Genomic DNA, 21,641 nt, shown 5'->3' with positions numbered 1-21,641 from the left:
CTCGCAAAAAGGTTGATTGACTGCTGATACTTTTTAAACCACCGACATAGAAAGCAAGGTATATGCCAGCGGATTTTAATCTTCCGGGAAGACCTTATCCTTCTCCGACAAGGGCAAACCCAGCGCCAGGATAATTTTACGCATGGTGGCCATGCGGCAGGCCTCCCCTCGCTCAATACGATCCACCGTCAAAGGTGACACCCCGGCCTTCCGTGCCAGTTCTGCCTTGCTCATAAGCAGGGATTCACGAATATCCTTTACACGGTTTGCGGCCATCCAGAGTAACTCCCTTAAACATAATTGTTATGCAAATTGTGCATAATTATATTTCAGTAAAAACACCTGTCAAGAACTATATTTCTATAACATATTGTTTTTTATAGTTAAATAGACGAAAAACACAAGATAGGGCTAAGAGCCCCAGTTAACATCACAAGATATAGGGGCACTAATGGCAATTTTTTTATGCGAATAGGCCGATCAGGAGAAAAAAGAAAGGTACCAGGAGATGATTGCATAGCCCCAAAAAAGATAAATCAAAGATCCCAGGGCCAGAAAAGGGCCGAAAGGGATGGCCAGACGGCTGTCGGCTTTTTGTGCCAGCATTACCGGCACGCCCACCAAGGTTCCGAGGAGAGAACTAAAAAAAATCACAGGAAAGACCGCCTTCCAGCCCAGGAAGGCGCCGATCATGGCCAGCAGTTTGATATCGCCGCCACCCATTCCCTCCTTTTTGGTCAGTAGTTCGTAGAGGAAGGCCACCAGATACAGGCTGCCGCCACCAATCAGAATGCCCAGCAGCGAGTCGGTCCAACTCAGCCAGGGCACAAAAAAGGAACACACAAACCCCACCGGTATCCCAGGGAGGCTGATAACGTCGGGGATGATCTGGTGATCGAGGTCAATAAAGGTAATGACTACCAGCGCAGAGACAAAAATCCAGTAAACCAGGGTGGCAGCCTGGAATTCAAAGGTCCACAACACCAACACAAAAAGTCCGCCGGTAAGCGCCTCCACGGCGGGATAACGCCCGGAAATAGGCGCCTTACATGAAGCGCAGCGTCCCCGCAAAAAAAACCAGCTCAAAACAGGAATATTCTGGTACCAGCGAATGCCGGCATCGCATTTGGGACAACGGGATGGCGGTGAAATAACGGACTCTCCCGCTGGAACGCGATATATACATACATTGAGAAATGAGCCGATGACGGCGCCGAGGATAAAAGCGAAGATCAAAAACGGGTAAGGCATGGAAACTCCCATAAACGAAGACTCACCGACGCGTGAAAAGTTAAGACAGCCTCTCGGATAAGTGAGACGAAGAACATCCCTCCAGCAGATGATTGACGGAGGACCACACCTCGTCGACGCTGATATCTTTGATACAGCGAGCACCTGAAAGACATGGCGGGGTCGTGCCGAAACGGGTGCAGGGCGAACAGTCAACGCCGAGATTGATAACGCGATGGTGCTCCCCCTTGGGCGCCCATTTGGTAGCAATGCCGGGGCCAAAGAGAGAAACGCTCGGCGTACCACACCCCACGGCCAGGTGCAGCACCCCTGAATCGCCGCTCACGAGAAGAGCGCTTCTCTGCAAAACAGCTGCCGTTTCAGGCAAGGAGGTACATCCAGCGAGATTCAGTCCGCCATCAATGACAATATCTGTTCCCGCCTGGCGATCCTCCCAGCCTCCCACCACCACAACATTCAATCCTGAGTGAAGCAATCGTTCGGCCAGGCTCTTGAAGTTGGCGGTCCCCCAACGTCTTTCGGAGATACTGGCCCCGGGAAAGAGCGTGACAAAGGGGGCCGTCAAGGGCGCAAGAAGCTCTTGGGCCCGCGCCTTGGCCAACTCGGGGACAACCAGGAAGGGGCTCTGGATCTCCATGTCACAAGATAGCCCGAGTGGTGCGAGTAAATGAGCAAAACTCTTCATCTCATAATCGTCGTGGGAGTACTCCACGGGGTGGGTACACATCCGCTGTCGTTCGTTGGTAGCGAAGCCGATTTTGAAATTCGAGCGGATCAAACGAGCGACAATCGCCGAAAGCCTGTGCCACTGTTCGGTATCGATGATGACGTCATAGCGACGACGCATGACACTGAAAAACTCTGCAGGCCTATCGTAGTGGAACAGGTGGTTAACCTGTGGGCACAGGGCAAAAACAGCCGCATTGCGCTTTTCTGCCAGAATGTCGATCGTTGCAGCTGGATAGGCACGCTTTAGCGCCTGGATGGACGGGACAAGGTGGACTGCATCGCCGATACCGCCAGGGCGAACAAACAAAACGTTCTGCAATGTGTCAGGCAAGGAGTCTGGCGCTTTGGGTTTCGGCAAAAGCCTGGAGAGCCAAGACCCGAGAAATGTATCAACTTTTTTTAATGGCATGGTGTCCAAACTATTTGACCTTCGCCACTAAATTGAGGTTATCCCCCATCCCTATCAACTTCCCAGCAATTGCCAAGGGTGCGCATAGTAGCATGGCAAAAAAGCGATTTTTGCCAAATATCCATTTTACAATCTTATTAGGAAAAGCACGCATAATAGCGCCAGGATAGTACAGAGGGGTCGGGGTTTGATAAAATTCAAGGATCTCGAAATGCTCGTGATTTAAAAATGTTCGTAATGACTTTGGTGTGAAGAAATTACAGTGCCAAGGAAGAACCCAAGCCCATTTCGTTTCAAACAGATAACGTCCGAGACAGTTGATATTCGGGACAATAACCAGAACCACCCCATCGTCTTTGAGAAAGCCTCGGATTTTGCGCAGAACCAACCCGGGGTCAGAAAAATGTTCGACAATATGACGAAGCACGATGACATCGAATTTCTCAGCTATTTCAACATCTTCTATGTAATCACAGAGGACATCGATGCCATATTTCTCACGAGCGAACTCGGCCCGCCCCTTGGAAGGCTCCAGCCCCGTCACCTCAAATCCCTGATCGGCATAAACTTTGGTTGTCCAACCGGTTCCGCAGCCAATATCCAGAAGACGCAGTGCCCCCTTCCCCTTTACGCGTCTCAGTGCCCGAATCTCCTTTTTGATGAAATAATGGACATAGATTCTTTTCAGCATACGGGAATTGAATAACTCGGCGTTTTCCAGCCCGTCCATCTGCCGATGGTCCAATTCGGGAATAAAAATCGGGCGGGCGAACAAGAAACTGCACTCAGGGCATTGAAAGAAATTGGATTTCTTTCCCTCATCTTCAAAGACGTAAGAGATATCGAAGACCGGCGTTGCGCAGACCGGACATGAAAAGGCTTGGTCGCTCTGAAGACGAACCTTGACGAATGATTTCAAATCATAAATCCATTCAGGGGAAGCGGCGCTCACCGGTGTGTATCGAAACAAACGTTGAGAAGACCGTATAAAAGACGATCAACAAAAGCAGGTAAAAACCGATATGAAGACCGACTGCAGGTTTGCCCAGCAAAGGGAAAAGCACGAAAATAAACGCGGTATAATCAGGAAAAGAGAAGAAGGATTTGATGTTCTTGTCGAACCACCACCGGCGGTAGCGATTCACCAGAGTGAACAGGGCGAAAGAAGGTTTATGACTTTTCTCGGGGGCAATAGCAAAACCGCTGAGATAACTGATATAGCTTTCGGCCACATGCATGAACATCATGCCAAATATCATCGGCGTTCCCAGCAGGCCCTGAGAGCCCGCCAGAACAAGAAGAATCACAACATCACCGACAAGATCAGCGACATGGTCAAGATAGCGTCCAAGTTCCGAGGTCTGGCCTGTAATTCTAGCCACGGTTCCATCCGTGCAGTCACAGACATAGGCCAGAAAATAAAACATGGCACCGATCGCCCAGAAAACATAACCGCCAATAAAAAAACATAAAGCGGTAAAAAACCGCAGAACAATAGCCGCCAAGGTTATTTGATTAGGGGAAATGGTCGTTTTATTGACGAAAAAAACAGTAAGGGGTCTTGCCAAGGGGTAAATAAAGCACAATGCCCACCATGTCTTCAGGGACATCGCGGCATCAGCCTGCTTAACATCGATATTCAACTTGGATTGATTAGCCATTGCGCAACTGACCCTTTAAGGCAGAACTGGATATATCCTGGGTGCGAGGCAAGTAAACAACCTGACAATAATCTTTTAAAAAATCGAATTCCCCCTCCCAGTCGTCCCCCATGACAAAAATATCAACATTGTGAGAAAGCACATCCTGAATTTTTTGTTCCCAAGATTCTTCAGGGATAACAATATCTACATATCTAATTGATTCGAGTATTTCTTTCCTCTGATCATAAGGAATAAAAGCGGATTTATGTTTGATTAGATTGAAGGAATCTGTCGAAAGACCAACTATAAGGTGGTCCCCTAAGGCTTTGGCCCGCTTAAGAAGCCTTATATGACCAACATGAAGAAAGTCGAAGGTACCATATGTTAAAACAGTAATCATAAATTTATATTTCAAATGAAGATTTTTCTGGAAAAATTTTCTCAAACCCTGAGTTAACAATTTTTTTTATTTCTAGGAATTCTTCATCTGATTCAACTCCATCATTGATGCAAGCCATCGCATATTTTCCTGAATTAATGCTATCCCTAAACTTAACGGCATCTTCCCTGTTTCGTACCCATTCAAAAAAAACTTTAGGCATTTTTATCGGAGAAAACCTACCTTCGCACAAATGCCAATAACGAAAAAGGTACTGGCTTACATCTTCACAGGACCTGATTTTTCGGCCGGAGGTTGCCTTCAACACAGACTCTTCAACTAACCAAACTGATTCAAATGTTTTTTTTAAAAAAGGCTGAGGCATGTGCGGGTCATAAAAACCAGTAATTTTAGGCCATGGAAGCAATAGAATAGTTTTTAAAATGTTAATAGCGGAGTATTTGTAACAAAATACTTTAAAGAAATTTTTTTTCAGAACTTCATATTTCTTAAAGTTATTATTCACAATTTGAATATTACTTAATTTTATGTGTGCAATTTGACTGTCTGACAGAGCATTAAAAGAGAAAACATCGCAGGGCAAACCTTTTCGAAAAAAACGCTGTGGTTTTATTTTGCGAAGCAAAAAAGTATCATCATTGAAATATACGAATTTATCAGCCAATCCCGGAATTCTATGTAAATTAATTTCTATTGGATTACAGCTAAATACAGGCAAATTCACACAATCTAAAAAGTCATCATGACGAACAATATTCAACTTTGGATGATCTGTTTTTAACCAAGGAGGCAGATGGCCCCAAGTTACAAAATGAATTTTCCTAACCCAAGGGGTAAAAATGTCAAATGCACGAAACAGGTACTGAAGGTTATCCCAATCACGAAACCGGCATTTTCTTTTATCGCCGTCAAGTGTGGGGGCATAATAATAAAACTGTTCCAACCAAGAGGGGTCATTGCCATCTACCCAAGTTACAACAAAATCAATATTACCCTCAGGATTTATGCCTGACATGTCGCAATAGCCCTATAGAATAGAAAAAAATACTGCATCAAGAATTGAGAGTGAATTCAACGCTATCTTTTTGTAAAACTTTTATAATTATCTACAAAGCAAATAAATAACACATAATGGCTTTTTAACCATAAATTTTAATATTGTTTATTTTTTTGACACCAAAACGTTCAGTCAATAATTTTTCAAATGTACTAGAAAATATTTTCAAAAAAAGATGAATCCAGCTGATAATATTTAATTTATAAATTTTTACAGAGCACCAAAAATACATTTTTGACTTATTGTACTTTCCAGCCAAGACACAAAGAGAGCCAAGTTTTTCAAAATGTTTTGAAAGAATTTTTGGATAGATATCTAATGTGTTTTTGTGTTTATAAAGCATAGCCTCTCTTGAACTAATTTTTTTTAGAATATCAGTTGAAATTTGGTTGCCATGCAGGCGATAAAGCGCCAAAGATTCTTTTACTGGGAAGAAAAGACATACCCGTGATAATCGAATCCATAAATCCCAATCTTGACAGGCACAAAGACGTTCGTCAAAACCACCAACAAAGTCAAAAAAACTCCTTCTTATTAGTGGTGTTGGTGACCCAATAGGACATCGTCCTAGGGCTGGAATAAAGACATTAAAAGATTGATGGTATGTATTATTTTTCTTTACAACGTTTTCGTTAACTAAGTAGTCATATCCACAATAGACTACGCCAAACTTGCTACTTAGATTCGAAAATTCATTTATTTGTTTTTCAATTTTTTCAGGCAACCACAGATCATCATCATCAAGAAAGGCAACAAATTCACCCGCACAATAAGAAAATCCAATATTTCGAGATGCGGGGGCACCAAGTGAGTGCTCGTTTCTAACGCAGAATACATTTTTACCAAATTTATTTTCAATCATTGGCTGAAGTGGTATGTCTGAACTGTCATCTACAATAATTATTTCAATGTTCTTGTAAGTTTGCATCAGAATACTATCAATAGTTTTAGAAACAAGCTCATTTCGGTTTTTGCTTGGCACAACAACGGAAACAAGTGGCCCTAGATTACCCATATTTAAACTCTCAAAAACAATGAATGTCTGTTCTTAAAACATATTTTTAATTATTAAGATAACAATAGCTACACATCGATTGGCTACTAATACTTTTCAATCTTTCCAATATTCCTTGATTCAAAAGCCTTACTATAGACATTACAAGCAATATATGGCAGAGTACCCAGCGCTATCTATTTGTTTATAGAAAATAGATTCGAGCGCTTCACCTTTCGTTATTCTCAGCAAAGTCTCAACAACTAATTCTCCCTCCCTACCCTCCCAACAGGTATTGAAACTAGCGCTGTAGTGTCTTATCACCTCAGCGTTTGGTCGCCTTAAAGAAGAGGTATTATTTGTCTCGATAAGATTCAAAAGACATGACAAATCTGAGACCTTCTCTGTTAAACCACCTGCAACATATCCGTAAACATCAGAAAACGTGTTTTTAGCTAGTTCATAATAAAAGGTTTTTACTCCCATCAACTCAGCTTCTAAATGGATACTTGTATTGCCTGCGATAAGTGAATGGCACTGTGAAAGGAATTGGGCAACATCTTCCATTGCAGGATCACTTAAACTGACACACGGGGACTTCCTAAATTGAATTTTAATTTTTTCAACAACATCTATTTGTTGCCTAGGGTGCCACCGCAATTTAATTTTGGTTCCATGGGCAACTAAAAAATTAACTAGCTCAATAACAGCCCCACTGGGATCAAGGGTATTGATAGCCAAGCCAACAAAAGGGCGCGAGTTCCCATGTACATATTTTAATAGTTGTTTTTTTTGCCCCGAAAGAAAAACTAAAGGCAAAGGAAACCCAGGTTTTCTAGCAGGTGGATTAACTTCGCATCTTTGATAGCACTCGAGACTTGCCATCCCGTCCAAAAAGGCATAGTCAAACCTGAGAGCAGGAAAATTGTTATTAACTGATGCATGCTGCATATAGACTGTCTTTATACCTAAAAAGTTGGCAGCAGCATAAAGACATCGATTTGAAACACTATGATCATTTGAACCAATAACAAACAATGGTTGGTATTTCTCGAGGACTCTTATGAAATAAGCCAGATACAAATATGATTTGCAAAAATGGTCAAAAAAACAGGTCACTAAAACTTTATCACCTTGATGGAGCAGTTTGCGGCGCAACCTATTACCCCGCAAAAAAACGAGAATTAAGGCACTAACGGCATCCAAAAAGTTAAACCTTTGAGGATTGTAAAATTTCTTCCTAAAATCATTATTGATGAGATTTACCTTCCCAAGTGCTACAAATTTGAGATTTTTATGTTTTAATTCCTGCAAGGAAGAGGCAAGGGCATCCATCTGATTGCTAGTTTCGGCATAAACCAAGTAATCCACTTTTTCTAAATTAAGATCAAGTCTCCATGAAACACAATTTTTCAGTAAATAGTACAAAAACGCTAAAACCCGGCAGAAAATCCCTCTCAATAAGGGTTTTTGGCTACGCAGGCTGGGGATCTGCTGAAACTTCTGACCATGCAGGTAAGCGAGGATCGTTTCGTCTTCTCTTGATAAGATTTGAGAAATTTTCGGCAATGAACGTAAAATCAATGGGCCACCCTTTGCAAAAAAACTAATATAATTGCAAAATCAATGCCTTGTTTCAGCTCACATTATCATCAAAAACGAATCACACCATCGCAAGATTCAACTGTCGATCGCCTATGTGAAACCACCACGAGAGTACGTTCTCCTTTTAGCATTGAAATCAATTGCCGGATTTCTGCATCCTTCAATTCGTCTAAAGCACTTGTGGCTTCATCAAATATGATCAATTCGGGATTGCGATAAAGCGCCCTAGCGATTGCTACCCGTTGTCTTTGGCCGCCAGACAATCGGACACCTCTTTCACCAATCATGCTGTCTATTCCATCGGGCAATAAGTCAAGAAAGTCGATGGCAGCCATGCGACAAACCTTCAGAATTTCTGCTCGATCAATTTCGTTGGCAGGTTGTCCGAAAGCCACGTTTTCAGCCAAGGTTCCGTCAAATATATAAGGAAATTGCGGAACATAACCAATATTTTTTGTCCACTCAGTCAAATGCTCGGGCGTGAGGCTCTGACCATCGACAATAATTTTCCCGGCGGTCGGCTTCAAAAGTCCTACCAACAGGTCAATCAAGGTACTTTTCCCACACCCGGATGGCCCCATGACGCCAATCGTCTGCCCCCGTTTAATGGTCAGATTGAAACCGTTCAGGATTTTTCTTTCAGGAGACGACGGATAAGTGAACGAAACATCCCTAAATTCAATAGAATCTTTGAACTTAATTGGTTGATCCGTTGAGGCTGGTTCACTGGCCGGGATATCAGTAAGCTCCGACAGTGTCGGCAGCAAAGATTCAACATACGGGAATGCCGTCCGCATAGTGGTCAAGGATGCAACAACCCTATTGAGCGCCGGCAACGTCCGCCAGGCCGTAACAGCCAGTAACGCCGTCGTTCCAGTAATAGCCAAAGGCGAATACTCCAGAACATACAGCATAAACAGGATGGCACCACAAACCAATACAAACCCTACACTTTCAAGGGTCAACAGAGGGGCTTCGCGCCAAAATTGCTGCCGACCAAAATTGCGGGCATAAGAGTCGGCGTGCAAATCGAATTGGTTCATGAAATGGGGAGCTGTAGAGGTGATTTTTACATCCTTATAACCATGGATGGCCTTCGTCACTTCACGATTTATAATCCGATCCTTCTCTTTACATAAACGAGCGTTCCTATCGAGGTTCTGTTTCAGTTTTTTGTAGAAGTAAAAAGTCGCGCCCCCCTGCACTACCAAAAAGAGAAGAAAGATCAAAGGCTCGATAAGCAACAAAGAAAAAAGCAACGCCAGCAAAACACAGGATTCACTGAGGATGTTTAACGAGGGTGTAACAAAATTTCTCCCGACATAGGTTCGCCAGTTGACAACCTGGATCAAATCGGCGCTGTTCTGCTGAAGATACCAGTCATAGGGCTTATGTAAAAAATTCTCCAGTAAACGATGACCAAAGTACGCTTCAAGACTGGCGCTATAGCGGGAAACCGAATAAACAAAAGCGCCACGCAACGTATTTTTAAAAATTACAGCAAAGACAACTGCCAAACTCAAAAAGCCGATAAGGGACTTCTTAGTAAAATCACCGCCCTCACCGAGAAAGGTTTCGGCATAGGAGATAAACCCGATTTTTAACGTGGATTCCGGATCGGAAACAGCTGCTGCGTAGAAAGAAATCAACCCTACTGCCAGGGTTTCGGTCAACGCCAGAACCAGGATTACTCCAGTCAGGCCCCAAAACTGACGTTTTCGAACAGACGGTAGCTTTTCGAAAATCCGCCGATAACTTTTCAGATGTGTACCGTAATCGGCGTCTTTATTGTTCGGATACTGTGTCATCAGAGGCTTTTTATGTATATAACGAATCCGACCATGACCACCCAGGCCAATCCGACGAGGAACATAACCGGATCTTTCAACAAAGAATCCGTAGGGTCTCCGCTTTTTCCACGTTTTACGATGAGAATGTAACGAAACAACCCGAAACAGCAGAGGGGAACAGTGTAGATCAGACGATGTCGGGTTATGACATAAAGGGTGTAGGTGACCAATACGGCTGCTCCGGAAATGTAAATATACCCTTCCAACACACCGGGAGGATAGTCGTCCAGAACTTTTCTATGTTCCGCAGATGATTCCCCCAGCAGATTTTTTTCTCCCAGTCGCTTTCCACAACTGAGAAAAATGGCCAGCAGCAGCACGGTGAGAAAAAGCCAGTCCGACACACGGACATCGAAGGCAGCACCACCTGCAAAGATTCGAAAGACAAAACCCGAGGCGATGCAGAAAATGTCAAAAATCGGCTGATCTTTCAGCTTTATCGAATAGGCCGCGGACAGTCCCAGGTAAGCCAAAAGCCACATTAAGAATGCAGGAGACACACGCCATCCTACTATTATTGCGCCAGAAAAAAGCAGTATGGCTAAAAAGGTGGCCGCGGGAACGGATATTATCCCACTGGCCAGGGGGCGATGCTGCTTACGCGGATGGGCGCGGTCTTTCTCACGGTCGCGTAAATCATTGAACACATACGTGCCGCTTGAAGCCAGACAAAAAGCCACAAAAGGAACGATCCCTTTTTGCAAAACACCCGGCTCAAAAAGAACGCCCCCCAAAAAAGGGGGAAAGAGCAGCATCAGATTCTTCAGCCACTGATGGGGACGCAGCAATTGCAGGATCGGTTTAAGTTTCATTGGCTCTCTAGGCGGCTAATTTGAGTGGCTGCCGCCCCACGATAATGGGCATCTTGAGGTGCCTGGGCATAAACTTTCTTAAAATAGTCAAGCGCTTTGGCCTCGTCCTCCAAAGCCAGATACCGTTTTCCAATACGGTACAGAGTGAAGACCTGTGGCTTAAGACGCTGTTGTTCCAGAAGCCAATCCAGGTTTTCTCTATGAATAACGGCCTTGCCCTCGGGAGTATCCTCTTTACCTAATCGCATGTCATTGACTCTGATCAGCGACTGCAGAACATCAAATCGTTTTTTGGGGTTTTGTTTTAAAAGAGGCAGTAGCATCTGGCGAGCCTCATCTAATTCCCCCTCGGCTGCGAGTGAATAGGCCAGATTAATATCGTCACTGATATAAGAAACAGGGGAATCATCCACCTGCATGCTCCCTAATATTTTTTTTGCTTCTTCAATACTTCCAGTCTTTAACAGGGCAGAAGCCAACTCACTCTTCGCTGGGGGAAAATTGGGGCTTTTTGCCACCGTATCACGATAGAGGCGCACATTATCCTGCCAAATCCAGGCCCGATGAACGGTCGTACTGAAAAAAATGGCTAATCCAGCAATCAGTAAGATGTTTACAAGCGGCCCGAAGGAAGGGGCGACTTTGGTTTTAACATACACCGCAAAGAAGGCCGCCAAGGGTGCAAAGAGGGCCACAGGAGCGTAAAGGTAGCGCTCGGACAGGGGAGTCCAGGCCATTTTGCCAAAAACAATCAGCAAGGCGGGCGACAGCACGCAAAAGGCCATTAAACCAAATGAACCCAGCACATCGGCACGCCAGGCCAGGTAAAGAAGGACCATTGCCAGCAGAACACCGACCAGAATGTACCAGCCTGAGATTTCGACAATCCCAAAGTTCAGCGGCCAAGGAACAAAAAGCTTCTTAAAATAAAAACCATAAACCTTAAAGGCTACACGGACCTTATCCAGCCATTCAAAAAGTCCATGCCCATCGCTCCCCGCAATACCCTTTAGAGCTGTCTTAATGCCGCTATCTCGCTCGATCGCCAAAGCGCGTAAGGAAAAATAGGCGACAACGCTGCCGACCGTTGAGGCCAAAAGCAACCAGCGCTGCTGCAGGCGGCCAAGCAATCGTCCCTCGCCGGGATAAACGGCAATCAACCACAGCATGCCTGGCAAAATAAAGACGGCCACTTCCTTCGCCAGTGGCGCAACAAAAAGCGAAACCCCGGCTCCCGCAATCACAACGGGATGCTTACTTTCCAATGCCAACAAGGTCAACCATACAGCCAAAAGCAAAAATACGCTCATCAGCAGATCGGTACGACCGCTGATCCAGGCCACGGACTCAGTCGCCAGGGGATGGAGAGCAAAAAAGAGACCCGCAAAAAGAGCGGGCCACAGACTGCCGCGATTAAAAACTTTGAAAAGTTGTCGGGTGATGGCAAAAACCAGAAGAGCATTCACCAGATGGAGCAGGATATTCCCCAGATGCATGAAAGAAGGGATAGAGCCCCAGAGGTCGCGGTCAAGGGTGTAGGTCAGAATGGTCAAAGGGCGGTAATAGTAGGAACCACTCCGAACGAAAAGACGTTCCAGTCGTTCTAAATCCAAGGGGCCGGCCCGGTCGATATTTGTGACCATCTTAAGGTCATCTACCGAATTATATCCGGCATGTACGGTAGGGTAGTAGGCAAGAAGAACGAAAAGCCCTATCAGACAGAGACAGTGCCAGGTTCTGAGGCGCATCAGGATTCTCCTTCGCTCCTGGCGACCAGATCCAGAAAATATTTTTCCACATCCCGGCGGCGGGGTTCGACAAGGTCGAAGGCACCGCCATGCGTTAAAAGCTCAGCAGAAAAAGCATCGAAACCGTCTCTTGGCACAAAGACCTCGCAAACCCCATCGCCGCAGTCTGCACCACCAAGAGCCATGACTTTTGCAGACTCCAATCCTCGCACCCGGCAGAAGTAGCCATCGATTCCCTCGCGAAGCAATTCACTGACGACGCGCTGTTCACGGAAAATACCACTGACAATCACACCGATGCGATCACAAACCCGCTCCACATCAGCAGTCACATGGGTGCTGAAGAAAACGGTTTTCCCCCGCGCCTTTAAATCGAGGATAATCTCTTTGACCAGGGCTCGGCCAATGGGGTCAAGGCCGCTCATCGGTTCATCCAAGATAAACAGATCGGGGTCATGCAGCAGTGTTTGGGCAATACCCAGGCGCTGCACCATGCCCTTACTGTAGCTTCGCAGAGGACGCCCGGCCGCGGCAGTCAGATCCAGGAGGTCAAGAACCCGGTCGCTCTGGGTCTGGATGGCATCCCGAGTCATACCAAAAGACTTACCCACGAATTTCAGGTATTCACGTGCCGACAAAAAATCGTAAAAGGCTGGATTTTCCGGCAAAAACCCGACACGGCGCCGCGCTTCAGAATGGCTGACAGGGGTGCCGAAAATGGAGGCTTCACCTCCACTCGGACGAATTAAACCCATCAGAATCTTTATCGTCGTGCTCTTACCGGCTCCATTTGGGCCGAGGAAACCGAATACCTCTCCAGGCACGATTTCCAGCGACAGGTCACGAAGAGCTTCGACCAGCTTGCCTCGCTTGCCCCGATAGGTCTTTTTGAGGTTTGATATGTGAATTGGATAAGATGTTTTATTCAAAGCCATAACCTGTTTGCCAAAAGAAGATTGTCAGGGAGTACTATCGGACGAATCTGGAGACGATGAGAAGGCGAATTTGCTGGTGGTGTGGACTTGCTGGTTTTTATCAAAGTAGAATCGGCCGCCGTAGGGATCTGGTGGCAAAGTATCGAGAAAACCATCTACTACAAGCTCTTCAACAGCACCTGGCGCCCGTCCCTTGACCGATTTATAGCGATCGCGTGCCTGTTCGATGAGTAAAACCGCCTGAAAAGCCTCGATTCTTACCTGTAACGATTTTTTGACAGCAGGATTATGCGCACCTTTCAGCATCGTTTGCAGGTAATCTATGGCCATCTGGGTCTGTCCGGATTCTTGCAGATAGCGGCCAGCCAACTTGTTAAAAAGTGCAGAACCCGAAAGTTCACCGGCTCGCATATACATTTGGGCGGCTTTTTCTTTGTCACTAAGGAAATAAGCGTAATTGAAGCCCGCGAAAAAAGGCAATTGCCAATCCCAGGTGCGATGCTGCATGCCGTATTCCAGCAGATCGGAGGCCAGTTGATACTGCCGGGCATCCCAAGCCAGAATAGCCTGCCCGAAATAATACCCGTCCATATTGTAAGGATCAAGACGTAAGGCGGCATGAACAGTACGCGACATGGCCGGATAATCCGCTGCGTAAATGATCTTGCCGGGTTGATCGAGATGGCCGGTCAGGGATCCGTAGTAGAGGATCACTTTGCCGATGATCGAGGCTGCCATCACCTCCTGATAGTCGGGTAAAAGCACCTGCAGGACCTTGGGGTTGGGAACCAGTCCAAGTTTCTCCTCGAATGGTTTCTGCGCCATGGCCCGCGTAAAAGGGCCGAGAAGAACTAGGTAAGCAAGCAACACACAGACAGCAGGTGCGAAATAACCCTTCATAGTCAGCCTACCCGAGCTCCCGCCGCGAATAAATGGCGGCAGCGAGGATCAAGACAAAAGCGGTATAAAGAAGGCCATAGCAAGCAGTAAGAGCAATAGCGCTGGGGTCGAGAGGCAAGGCATAAATGGCGTTAACCTTCAAATCGAAAGCGGAGAAATTGGGCAGGATGTAGTAGAGCACCTCCGCCACTTGGCGAACCAGCGGCGTCAGGGTTTGCCCGGCCGGGGAAAGGACATAATCGTAAGCCTGCTGCGATGCGCCACCGACCAGGTAAACAGCAAGAGAACCGAAGACCGGGAGAAAAAAGGAGGTACTGACGGAAGAAAAGAGAACAGCGAAGCCAACCAGCAAAAGGCACTGGAGCATTTCAAAGCCAAGCGCAGCTATCACAGCCGTCCAGGCCACTGCCCGCTCGGGAACGTATGTTGCGGAGACAAAGGCTACCACAGCTAAAGTAAGCCCTCCCAGGAAGATAACGGTTCCGAACAAAAATGTGCTGATCCCAACAAAACGCCCAACGACGTAACGGCCTCGGCTGATTGGTAACGTCAACACACCGTGGGTATATCTTCGTTCAACATCACGCCAAAGAGAAACCGACCCAAGAAATATTGCCAGCAGCAAAAGCAGGAAAGAGACCAAAGACAGACTCAAAGTCAAAGACAACTCCGTGACCTGCCGCATAGACAAAGCGCTAACGGCTGGGATCACCAAGAAAATCAAGGCGCAACTCAAAATACCCTGCGGCACCCGATCACGAATTATTCCCTTGAAGGTGACAATAGCGATCGACATCGGTAGAAATCTATTTCTCATAAAAAAAAACGGGATGCCGAAACATCCCGTTTGGAGTTAAAGCTGTACCTGACTTACATCTGATTCCAGGATGTGAAGTCGGTAGTATCAGTTGCGCTCAAAGCACCGCCAGTCCAAGCCGGGTTGCCGGGATCGACCGAACCTGGAGTCTGGAAAATTGCTGTGCTGTCATAAGAGGTACCGTAAGCTTTAGTGCCACTCTTATGCTGTGTTGCAATGGCATAACCATTGCCACCAGCGTCGCAATACCAAGCAATGGCAACCCCAGTGGATGTCCTACCGATAGAGGTACGGGTGGTCGCCGAGGCATCAGCTTCATCGCCATACAGAGTAGCACCGGTAACGGCGAAATCATCAATATACGTCTCATCTCCTGCAGCAAAGCTGGACACTGCAAGCAACAAAAGAAATGCAGTTAACACAAATATCTTTTTCATAAATATCTCCCAAATTAATAATGTGTAAAAATTTGCTTACCCTCAAAAATGCTGTTTTAATTATTCGAACACCATATCGATCGGATATTCCTGATTGTCAGCATTGTAGGCTTCCATGCCAGTCTTCATATTCTTCAGGTCGGACTGGGCAGCGCTGTTATAAGCCTTCTGACGGTAGGAGGCGAACTGGGGGATAGCAATAGCAGCCAGGATGCCGATGATCGCGACGACGATCAGCAGCTCGATCAGGGTAAAACCCTTTTGATTCTTTCTGAACTTTTTGAGCATGTCTGTACTCCTTTCGGGGTTGATGTTTCATGCCGGATACGGCACTGACTTCATGTGATGACATTATCCATAGCAAAGCATATACCAAAAAGACAACGCCTAAGTTTTTATCAATATGCCCCTGTTTTTATTACATTTTATTCTTTGCCCCATCTCTGACAGAAGAGCTCTTCATGCGTTTTTCAGCCAAAGACCCAGAAATTACGCCACCACGCTGACAAATATCGTCACTCTTCGTCCCCATCCGCCTCGATGCCGAACTTGGCCAGGCGGTACCGGATAGAGCGAAAGGAGATGCCGAGTAGCTCAGCCGCCTTTTTACGCACGCCGCCGGTCTTGTCCAAGGCCTTGAGCAGAATATCCTTCTCGATGGTACCGAGGTACGCGTCGATATCGAGCCCGGTGTCGGGAATCTGGCTGAGTTGACCTTCGGTACCAGCGCTGTCGGCGACCAGGTTGGCGGGCAGGCAATCTTCCGAGAGCTCTTCCCCCTGCCCCAGTACCAGGCAGCGTTCGACAATATTTTCCAGCTCACGGATATTGCCGGGCCAGCCGTAGTCCAGCAGGCGACGCATAGCCTTTTCACTGACGTGCAGCTCTTTTTTGCCCGTGAGCTTCTGGTAAAAATGCTCAATGAGCAGGGGAATATCGTCACGACGTTCGCGCAGGGGCGGCAGCGCCAGCCGGATAACGTTAAGGCGATAGAAGAGGTCTTCACGGAAGGTGCCGCTGGCGACCTCGCCCTCCAGATCTTTATTGGTGGCCGCCACAACCCGTACGTCGACAGGGATGTCGCGGGTGCCGCCGACCCGCCGCACTTCGCGTTCCTGCAGAACCCGGAGCAGCTTGACCTGCATCATAGCCGGCAATTCGCCGATTTCATCGAGGAACAGGGTGCCACCATTGGCCACTTCAAAGAGGCCCTGTTTCTGCTGTATAGCCCCAGTGAAAGAGCCTTTTTCGTGGCCAAACAGTTCGCTTTCGAGCAGGTTCTCGGGAATGGCCCCGCAGTTGATGGGCACAAAAGGTGCCTCGTGGCGGTCGCTGTTGTAATGGAGGGCCCTGGCCACCAGTTCCTTACCCGTACCACTTTCTCCCGTGACCAGAATATTGGCCCGACTGGCGGCAACCTTGGCGATGAGGTCGTAAACCTGCTGCATCGAGCGGCTTTTGCCGATGAGGTTGCCGAAAGAGTAACGCCGCCCCAGTTCTTTTTTCAGCTCCTGATTTTCCTGCTTGAGGAGCTTGCGTTCGAGAGCGTTTTTGACAATGAGGCGGATTTCCTCATTTTTAAAGGGTTTGGTGATATAGTCGTAGGCCCCCTGCTTCATGGCCTCCACCGCCTGTTCAGTGGATGAAAAAGCGGTGATCATGATCATGGCCGTTTCCGGCGTGCGGCTCATCACCTGAGCCAGCAGCTCGAACCCGCCTAGACGCGGCATCTGGATATCGCTGATGACGAGGTCATAGTTGTTTTCTTTTAGCAATTCAAGAGCCTGGGCGCCATCACTGGCCACATTGACGCCATAGCCTTCGCGTTTGAGCATGATGGAAAGAAACTCCCGCATGCTTTCTTCATCGTCAACGACCAGAATGTGCGCATCACTTTTCAAAATGTTTACCTCACTGCTCTTCTCGCAACAATGTAAACGATTATAGCGGCTTGGCAAGCAACTGACAATTTTTGTTTCATGGAAAATCAAAAAGACGGTGAGATTTAAGGCAGGATGAGGGTAAACCGGGTGCCATGGGGTTCGACATGGCGCACCTCGAGGCTGCCGCCGTGGGCTTCCAGAATAGCATGAACGGTGGCAAGCCCCAGGCCAGTGCCACGATCCTTGGTGGTAAAGAAAGGATCGAATATCTGGCTGCGTATCTCTTCGGGAATGCCCGGGCCAGAATCTTCCACATATATTTCATGGAACTCGGGATGGATCCCAATATGAAGCGTTCCGCCAGCAGGCATCGCTTCAGCCCCGTTGATGGCGAGATTCCACAGGGCCTGGTGCAACTGCTGGGGATCGGCAAATATTCGGCAGGCGCCGGGATAGTCCCGATAGATGCGAACGGCGGCAAAGCGCGGGTCGCAACTGGCCATTTCAATCAGGTCATCCAGAAGAGAAGATACGTCGACGGATTCTTTGCGGGGTTTGGCCGGACGGGCGAACACAAGAAAATCGCTGAGCAGCAGGCTAAGGCGATCCGCCTCACGCACCACGATGCGCATCAGGCGACGATCATCTTCGTTCATGGAAGGATTTTCCATAAGAAGCTGTACGGAACCGCTGATAGACGCCAAAGGATTGCGAATTTCGTGAGCCATGCCAGAAGCCAGCCGCCCGACCGCCGCCAGACGGTCAGTGCGCTTGAGCTCTTCTTCCATGGATTTGAGATGGGTGAGATCCTGAAAGGTCACCAGGAGGCCGATGGTCTTGTCGTCTGGCCCATCAAGAAGGGAGGTGGCGTAACCTAAAACAAGTTTTTCGCCTTTCGGGCTGACGAAAGTCCCCTCACCCCGGCTGATGAGGATAAAATCTCCTCCGCGCAGGAGGGGCATATCCGGGAACAACTCACTGACGGGGCGGTTATAGACATCGGCCAGAGAAAACCCTGTGATACGGGAAGCGGCCACATTAAAGGAGCGGATTCTGCCTTGTTCATTGACAATCATCAGCCCGCTGGGCGTATTGGCCAAAATGGCCTTGTTGAGGGTTTCAAGTTCTTCGTAGTCAATTTCCCGCCGTTCCAGATCGCGCTGACTGCGGCGCTGCCGTTCAACCAGAATTCCACTAAGAAATGCGGTGAGAAAAAAAGCTGAGACGTTAACGAAGACAGCAAAAAAAACTTCGCCCCCCTCGCGCGAGACCGAAAAGGTCAGGCCGCGCAACTGAGGGAGATAGCCATAGTACTGCAGGTCGAGCAAGCTGCCATAGAGGATGGCGGCAGCGGAGGCCACGACATACAGATCCCGGCGGGGCAGGTAAACACTGGCCCCCAGAATGACCAGGATAAATAAAAAGGAGAAGATGCTATCGAGGCCGCCGGTCAGATAAATAAGGGCGGTACAGAAAAGCAAATCCCAGGAAAACTGGAGGTGAAGAAAAACCCGGCAGAGCTGTACCTTGAGCAGCAGCAGGGCAGACAGCAGGGATTGGGCAAAACTGGCCGCAAAAAGCAGGTAGAGATAGGTGTGCGCGTTGGAGCCCAGTGGCACTCCCCCGCGCACTTGATAGACCAAGGTGCCGCCCAGAAAGAGGGCGGTCACCAAAACCCGGACAAAGAGCAGCCAGACCAGCTGCCGCCGTGTCAGGGGTGAAAGACGATCTGTGGCCAGCTCGCAGGTGACCAAGCGGCCCCCCTAACCTCCGACCGTGCCGGCAAGCTTGAAGATAGGCAGGTACATGGCGATAACCAGGCCGCCGACAGTGGTGCCGAGAAAGAGCATGAGCAGCGGCTCCATCATGGCCGTCAGGTTGGCGACAGCGTCATCGACCTCGTCATCGTAAAAATCAGCAATCTTGTTGAGCATGGTATCGACGGCGCCGGACTGTTCACCGACGGCGATCATCTGACAGACCATGGGTGGAAAGACGCCCGACTTCTCCAGAGGCTCGGCAATGGTCTTGCCCTCGCTGATGCTCTGCCGCACTTTGTAGATGGCGTTTTCTACCGTTTTGTTGCCGGCGGTCTTGGCAACGATATCGAGTCCGTCAAGGATCGGCACCCCGCTGGTCATCATGGTACCAAGGGTACGGGTAAACTTGGCAACGGCGACCTTACGGATAAGAATGCCCATGATCGGCAGCTTGAGGGCCCAGTCATCAATCTTTTTGCGCCCAGCTTGTGTCTTATATATCCGCTTAAACCCCCAGATAAAAATCACAATGGCAGCAATAATGACCAGAATATAATCCTGAATAAAATTACTGAGGTTGATAACCACCTGGGTGGGGCCAGGTAGGGACCCGCCAAAATCAGCGAACATCTTTTCAAAAGCGGGAATAACGAAGATCAGAATAACAGCGATGACCACCACGGCAATACCGATAATAGTGGTCGGGTAGGTCATGGCGCTCTTGACCTGTTTTTTCAGTTTGAGCGCTTTTTCAATATAAGCAGCCAAACGGTTGAGAATGGTATCGAGAATACCGCCGACCTCGCCGGCTGCCACCAGATTGACATACAGCTCATCGAAGGCCTTGGGATGCTTTTTCAGGGCTTCGGCAAAGGTCGAGCCCGACTCGACATCTTCTTTGACCTGAAGCAGAATTTTCTTAAAGGTGCTGTTGTCCTGCTGCCGGCTTAAAATATCAAGACACTGCACCAAGGGCAGGCCGGCGTCGATCATGGTCGAAAACTGGCGGGTGAAAACGACCAGGTCCTTGGTGGAGATTTTGGGTTCGAACCCCGGGATTTTCAGCTCCATATCGAGGCCCTTGCCACGTGCCTTGATGTTGGAAGGTGTAATCCCCTGACGGCGCAAGGTGGCCGTGACAGCCGCCTCGTTCGGCGCCTCCATTTCCCCTTTTTGTACCTGGCCGGTACGGGTTTTTCCTTCCCAAGAGAATTTGGCCATCAGTCCCCTCTTCTTCCTTTGAATGAATTATCCGCGCCCAGGCGCTGTAGGCACCTGCCGCTTGAGCACAGAGGCCGGGTTGGCAATCATCTGTTTGAGTTCTTCCGGCTCGGAAGAACGCGTCAGGGCCGTTTCCATGGAAATCTGCTTTTTGTGATAGAGCATGAACAGCGATTGATTCATCGTCTGCATGCCGAACTTGTCCTGGCCCATCTGCATCTGCGAGTAGATCTGGTGAATTTTGTCATCGCGGATAAGGGCACGTATGGCCATATTGGGCACCATGACTTCCAAGGCCAGCGCCCTGCCTTTCCCCGACATTTTGGGTAACAGAATCTGCGACAAGACCCCTTCGAGGACGAAGGATAGCTGAGTGCGTACCTGCGCCTGCTGGTTGGTGGGAAAAACGTCGACGATACGGTTGATGGACTGTACACAGTTATTGGTGTGCAGAGTGGCAAAACAGAGGTGACCCGTTTCAGCGATGGTCAGGGCCGCCTCGATAGTTTCCAGGTCACGCAGCTCACCCAGCAGCACGACATCGGGGTCCTGGCGCAGAATATACTTGAGAGCTTTTTTAAAAGACTGGGTGTCGGAACCAACCTCTCGCTGATTAACTACACACTTCTTGTGGGGATGGATGTATTCAATCGGGTCTTCAACGGTAATGATATGTTCGTGGCGTTCGCTGTTGATGGCATCGATGATAGACGCCAAAGTTGTCGACTTGCCGCTGCCCGTAGGCCCGGTAACCAGCACCAGCCCGCGCGGTTTATGGGCAATGGCACGAACGACGGGTGGCAGACCCAGTTCATCAAAGGACAGGATCTTGTAGGGAATTTGCCGAAAAACGCCAGCCAGAGCCCCTCTCTGCAGAAAGATGTTCCCCCTGAAGCGGGCGAGCCCCTTGACACCAAAGGAAAAATCCAGCTCGTTTTCTTCCTCGAACTTGCGTTTCTGCGAGTCGGTCAGGATGCTGTAGCAGAGCTGTTTGGTTTCGGCCGGTTGCATAGGGGGCAGCTTCATGGGGGTCATGTGCCCGTCAATACGGCACTGGGGCGCGCTGCCGGTGGTGATATGCAGATCAGAGCCGCCCTGATCGACCATGGCCTTGAGCAACTGGTGCATGCTGGGAGTTCCAGGGCGAGGTTGCTGTTCACTCGTCATAATGTGATCCGTTTCCTTTGGTA

At 48.2% G+C, this 21,641-nt stretch carries 21 protein-coding genes; all 21 read right to left on the bottom strand.

Annotation, left to right across the window (positions count from 1 at the left end; translation table 11 throughout):
- Window positions 1-75: 75 nt before the first annotated feature.
- The 21 genes from MJO47_RS09915 to MJO47_RS09815 all read right to left on the bottom strand — a co-directional run bounded on the left by MJO47_RS09915 (window position 76) and on the right by MJO47_RS09815 (window position 21,618).
- Window positions 76-276: a helix-turn-helix transcriptional regulator gene (locus MJO47_RS09915; RefSeq protein ID WP_253960965.1), complete on the bottom strand. Its 201-nt coding sequence runs from the start codon at window positions 274-276 to the stop codon at window positions 76-78.
- Window positions 277-480: 204 nt separating this feature from the next.
- Window positions 481-1,251, bottom strand: a complete 771-nt coding sequence (locus MJO47_RS09910) for an A24 family peptidase (protein WP_253960964.1) — start codon at window positions 1,249-1,251, stop codon at window positions 481-483.
- Between the two features lie 40 nt (window positions 1,252-1,291).
- Window positions 1,292-2,287, bottom strand: coding sequence for a glycosyltransferase family 9 protein (locus MJO47_RS09905; protein WP_253960963.1), 996 nt, complete (start codon window positions 2,285-2,287; stop codon window positions 1,292-1,294).
- A gap of 112 nt (window positions 2,288-2,399) precedes the next feature.
- Entirely contained in the window at window positions 2,400-3,308 is a 909-nt protein-coding gene (locus tag MJO47_RS09900; RefSeq protein WP_253960962.1) for a bifunctional 2-polyprenyl-6-hydroxyphenol methylase/3-demethylubiquinol 3-O-methyltransferase UbiG, read from the bottom strand.
- A 13-nt stretch (window positions 3,309-3,321) separates the two neighbouring features.
- Complete coding sequence (locus MJO47_RS09895) at window positions 3,322-4,050, bottom strand: CDP-alcohol phosphatidyltransferase family protein (RefSeq protein ID WP_253960961.1); 729 nt, start codon at window positions 4,048-4,050, stop codon at window positions 3,322-3,324.
- Complete coding sequence (tagD, locus tag MJO47_RS09890) at window positions 4,043-4,432, bottom strand: glycerol-3-phosphate cytidylyltransferase (RefSeq protein ID WP_253961872.1); 390 nt, start codon at window positions 4,430-4,432, stop codon at window positions 4,043-4,045. Before tagD ends, MJO47_RS09895 begins: the two co-directional genes overlap by 8 nt.
- A gap of 4 nt (window positions 4,433-4,436) precedes the next feature.
- Window positions 4,437-5,447, bottom strand: coding sequence for a Stealth CR1 domain-containing protein (locus tag MJO47_RS09885; RefSeq protein WP_253960960.1), 1,011 nt, complete (start codon window positions 5,445-5,447; stop codon window positions 4,437-4,439).
- Between the two features lie 124 nt (window positions 5,448-5,571).
- The gene (locus MJO47_RS09880; RefSeq protein ID WP_253960959.1) at window positions 5,572-6,504 is read right to left on the bottom strand and encodes a glycosyltransferase; all 933 of its coding nucleotides are present in this window, start codon (window positions 6,502-6,504) and stop codon (window positions 5,572-5,574) included.
- Between the two features lie 141 nt (window positions 6,505-6,645).
- Entirely contained in the window at window positions 6,646-8,067 is a 1,422-nt protein-coding gene (locus tag MJO47_RS09875) for a hypothetical protein (RefSeq protein ID WP_253960958.1), read from the bottom strand.
- Window positions 8,068-8,135: 68 nt separating this feature from the next.
- Window positions 8,136-9,896, bottom strand: coding sequence for an ABC transporter ATP-binding protein (locus MJO47_RS09870; RefSeq protein WP_253960957.1), 1,761 nt, complete (start codon window positions 9,894-9,896; stop codon window positions 8,136-8,138).
- Window positions 9,896-10,750 (bottom strand): decaprenyl-phosphate phosphoribosyltransferase, encoded by an 855-nt coding sequence (locus MJO47_RS09865; protein WP_253960956.1) that lies wholly within the window; start codon window positions 10,748-10,750, stop codon window positions 9,896-9,898. The genes MJO47_RS09870 and MJO47_RS09865 overlap by 1 nt, the downstream gene beginning before the upstream one ends.
- The gene (locus MJO47_RS09860; RefSeq protein ID WP_253960955.1) at window positions 10,747-12,498 is read right to left on the bottom strand and encodes a lipopolysaccharide assembly protein LapB; all 1,752 of its coding nucleotides are present in this window, start codon (window positions 12,496-12,498) and stop codon (window positions 10,747-10,749) included. Before MJO47_RS09860 ends, MJO47_RS09865 begins: the two co-directional genes overlap by 4 nt.
- The gene (locus MJO47_RS09855; RefSeq protein ID WP_253960954.1) at window positions 12,498-13,433 is read right to left on the bottom strand and encodes an ABC transporter ATP-binding protein; all 936 of its coding nucleotides are present in this window, start codon (window positions 13,431-13,433) and stop codon (window positions 12,498-12,500) included. The genes MJO47_RS09860 and MJO47_RS09855 overlap by 1 nt, the downstream gene beginning before the upstream one ends.
- Before the next feature lie 24 nt (window positions 13,434-13,457).
- Window positions 13,458-14,333, bottom strand: a complete 876-nt coding sequence (locus tag MJO47_RS09850; protein ID WP_253960953.1) for a hypothetical protein — start codon at window positions 14,331-14,333, stop codon at window positions 13,458-13,460.
- A 7-nt stretch (window positions 14,334-14,340) separates the two neighbouring features.
- Entirely contained in the window at window positions 14,341-15,129 is a 789-nt protein-coding gene (locus MJO47_RS09845; protein WP_253960952.1) for an ABC transporter permease subunit, read from the bottom strand.
- 74 nt (window positions 15,130-15,203) lie between these two features.
- A complete protein-coding gene (locus tag MJO47_RS09840; protein WP_253960951.1) occupies window positions 15,204-15,587 on the bottom strand; it encodes a hypothetical protein in 384 nt (127 codons plus the stop codon).
- A gap of 60 nt (window positions 15,588-15,647) precedes the next feature.
- Window positions 15,648-15,875: a type IV pilin protein gene (locus MJO47_RS15545; protein ID WP_305882426.1), complete on the bottom strand. Its 228-nt coding sequence runs from the start codon at window positions 15,873-15,875 to the stop codon at window positions 15,648-15,650.
- 227 nt (window positions 15,876-16,102) lie between these two features.
- Window positions 16,103-17,491 (bottom strand): sigma-54-dependent transcriptional regulator, encoded by a 1,389-nt coding sequence (locus MJO47_RS09830; RefSeq protein ID WP_371926692.1) that lies wholly within the window; start codon window positions 17,489-17,491, stop codon window positions 16,103-16,105.
- A gap of 101 nt (window positions 17,492-17,592) precedes the next feature.
- On the bottom strand, window positions 17,593-19,224 hold the full coding sequence (locus MJO47_RS09825) for a nitrogen regulation protein NR(II) (RefSeq protein WP_253960950.1): 1,632 nt from the start codon (window positions 19,222-19,224) through the stop codon (window positions 17,593-17,595).
- A gap of 9 nt (window positions 19,225-19,233) precedes the next feature.
- On the bottom strand, window positions 19,234-20,451 hold the full coding sequence (locus MJO47_RS09820) for a type II secretion system F family protein (RefSeq protein WP_253960949.1): 1,218 nt from the start codon (window positions 20,449-20,451) through the stop codon (window positions 19,234-19,236).
- Window positions 20,452-20,478: 27 nt separating this feature from the next.
- Complete coding sequence (locus tag MJO47_RS09815; RefSeq protein ID WP_305882425.1) at window positions 20,479-21,618, bottom strand: type IV pilus twitching motility protein PilT; 1,140 nt, start codon at window positions 21,616-21,618, stop codon at window positions 20,479-20,481.
- Window positions 21,619-21,641 lie beyond the last annotated feature (23 nt).

The sequence above is a fragment of the Desulfuromonas sp. KJ2020 genome (assembly GCF_024197615.1).
In the GTDB taxonomy this organism is placed as follows: Bacteria; Desulfobacterota; Desulfuromonadia; order Desulfuromonadales; family SZUA-540; genus SZUA-540.
The sequence above is the reverse complement of the archived record's forward strand: the minus strand, read 5'-3'. Positions and strand labels throughout refer to the sequence as shown.

Coding starts and splice junctions, on each gene's coding strand:
- MJO47_RS09915 (WP_253960965.1), bottom strand. CDS start 276: ATGGCCGCAAACCGTGTAAAGGATATTCGTGAATCCCTGCTTATGAGC.
- MJO47_RS09910 (WP_253960964.1), bottom strand. CDS start 1,251: ATGCCTTACCCGTTTTTGATCTTCGCTTTTATCCTCGGCGCCGTCATC.
- MJO47_RS09895 (WP_253960961.1), bottom strand. CDS start 4,050: ATGGCTAATCAATCCAAGTTGAATATCGATGTTAAGCAGGCTGATGCC.
- tagD (WP_253961872.1), bottom strand. CDS start 4,432: ATGATTACTGTTTTAACATATGGTACCTTCGACTTTCTTCATGTTGGT.
- MJO47_RS09885 (WP_253960960.1), bottom strand. CDS start 5,447: ATGTCAGGCATAAATCCTGAGGGTAATATTGATTTTGTTGTAACTTGG.
- MJO47_RS09880 (WP_253960959.1), bottom strand. CDS start 6,504: ATGGGTAATCTAGGGCCACTTGTTTCCGTTGTTGTGCCAAGCAAAAAC.
- MJO47_RS09870 (WP_253960957.1), bottom strand. CDS start 9,896: ATGACACAGTATCCGAACAATAAAGACGCCGATTACGGTACACATCTG.
- MJO47_RS09865 (WP_253960956.1), bottom strand. CDS start 10,750: ATGAAACTTAAACCGATCCTGCAATTGCTGCGTCCCCATCAGTGGCTG.
- MJO47_RS09860 (WP_253960955.1), bottom strand. CDS start 12,498: ATGCGCCTCAGAACCTGGCACTGTCTCTGTCTGATAGGGCTTTTCGTT.
- MJO47_RS09855 (WP_253960954.1), bottom strand. CDS start 13,433: ATGGCTTTGAATAAAACATCTTATCCAATTCACATATCAAACCTCAAA.
- MJO47_RS09850 (WP_253960953.1), bottom strand. CDS start 14,333: ATGAAGGGTTATTTCGCACCTGCTGTCTGTGTGTTGCTTGCTTACCTA.
- MJO47_RS09845 (WP_253960952.1), bottom strand. CDS start 15,129: ATGTCGATCGCTATTGTCACCTTCAAGGGAATAATTCGTGATCGGGTG.
- MJO47_RS09840 (WP_253960951.1), bottom strand. CDS start 15,587: ATGAAAAAGATATTTGTGTTAACTGCATTTCTTTTGTTGCTTGCAGTG.
- MJO47_RS15545 (WP_305882426.1), bottom strand. CDS start 15,875: ATGCTCAAAAAGTTCAGAAAGAATCAAAAGGGTTTTACCCTGATCGAG.
- MJO47_RS09820 (WP_253960949.1), bottom strand. CDS start 20,451: ATGGCCAAATTCTCTTGGGAAGGAAAAACCCGTACCGGCCAGGTACAA.
- MJO47_RS09815 (WP_305882425.1), bottom strand. CDS start 21,618: ATGACGAGTGAACAGCAACCTCGCCCTGGAACTCCCAGCATGCACCAG.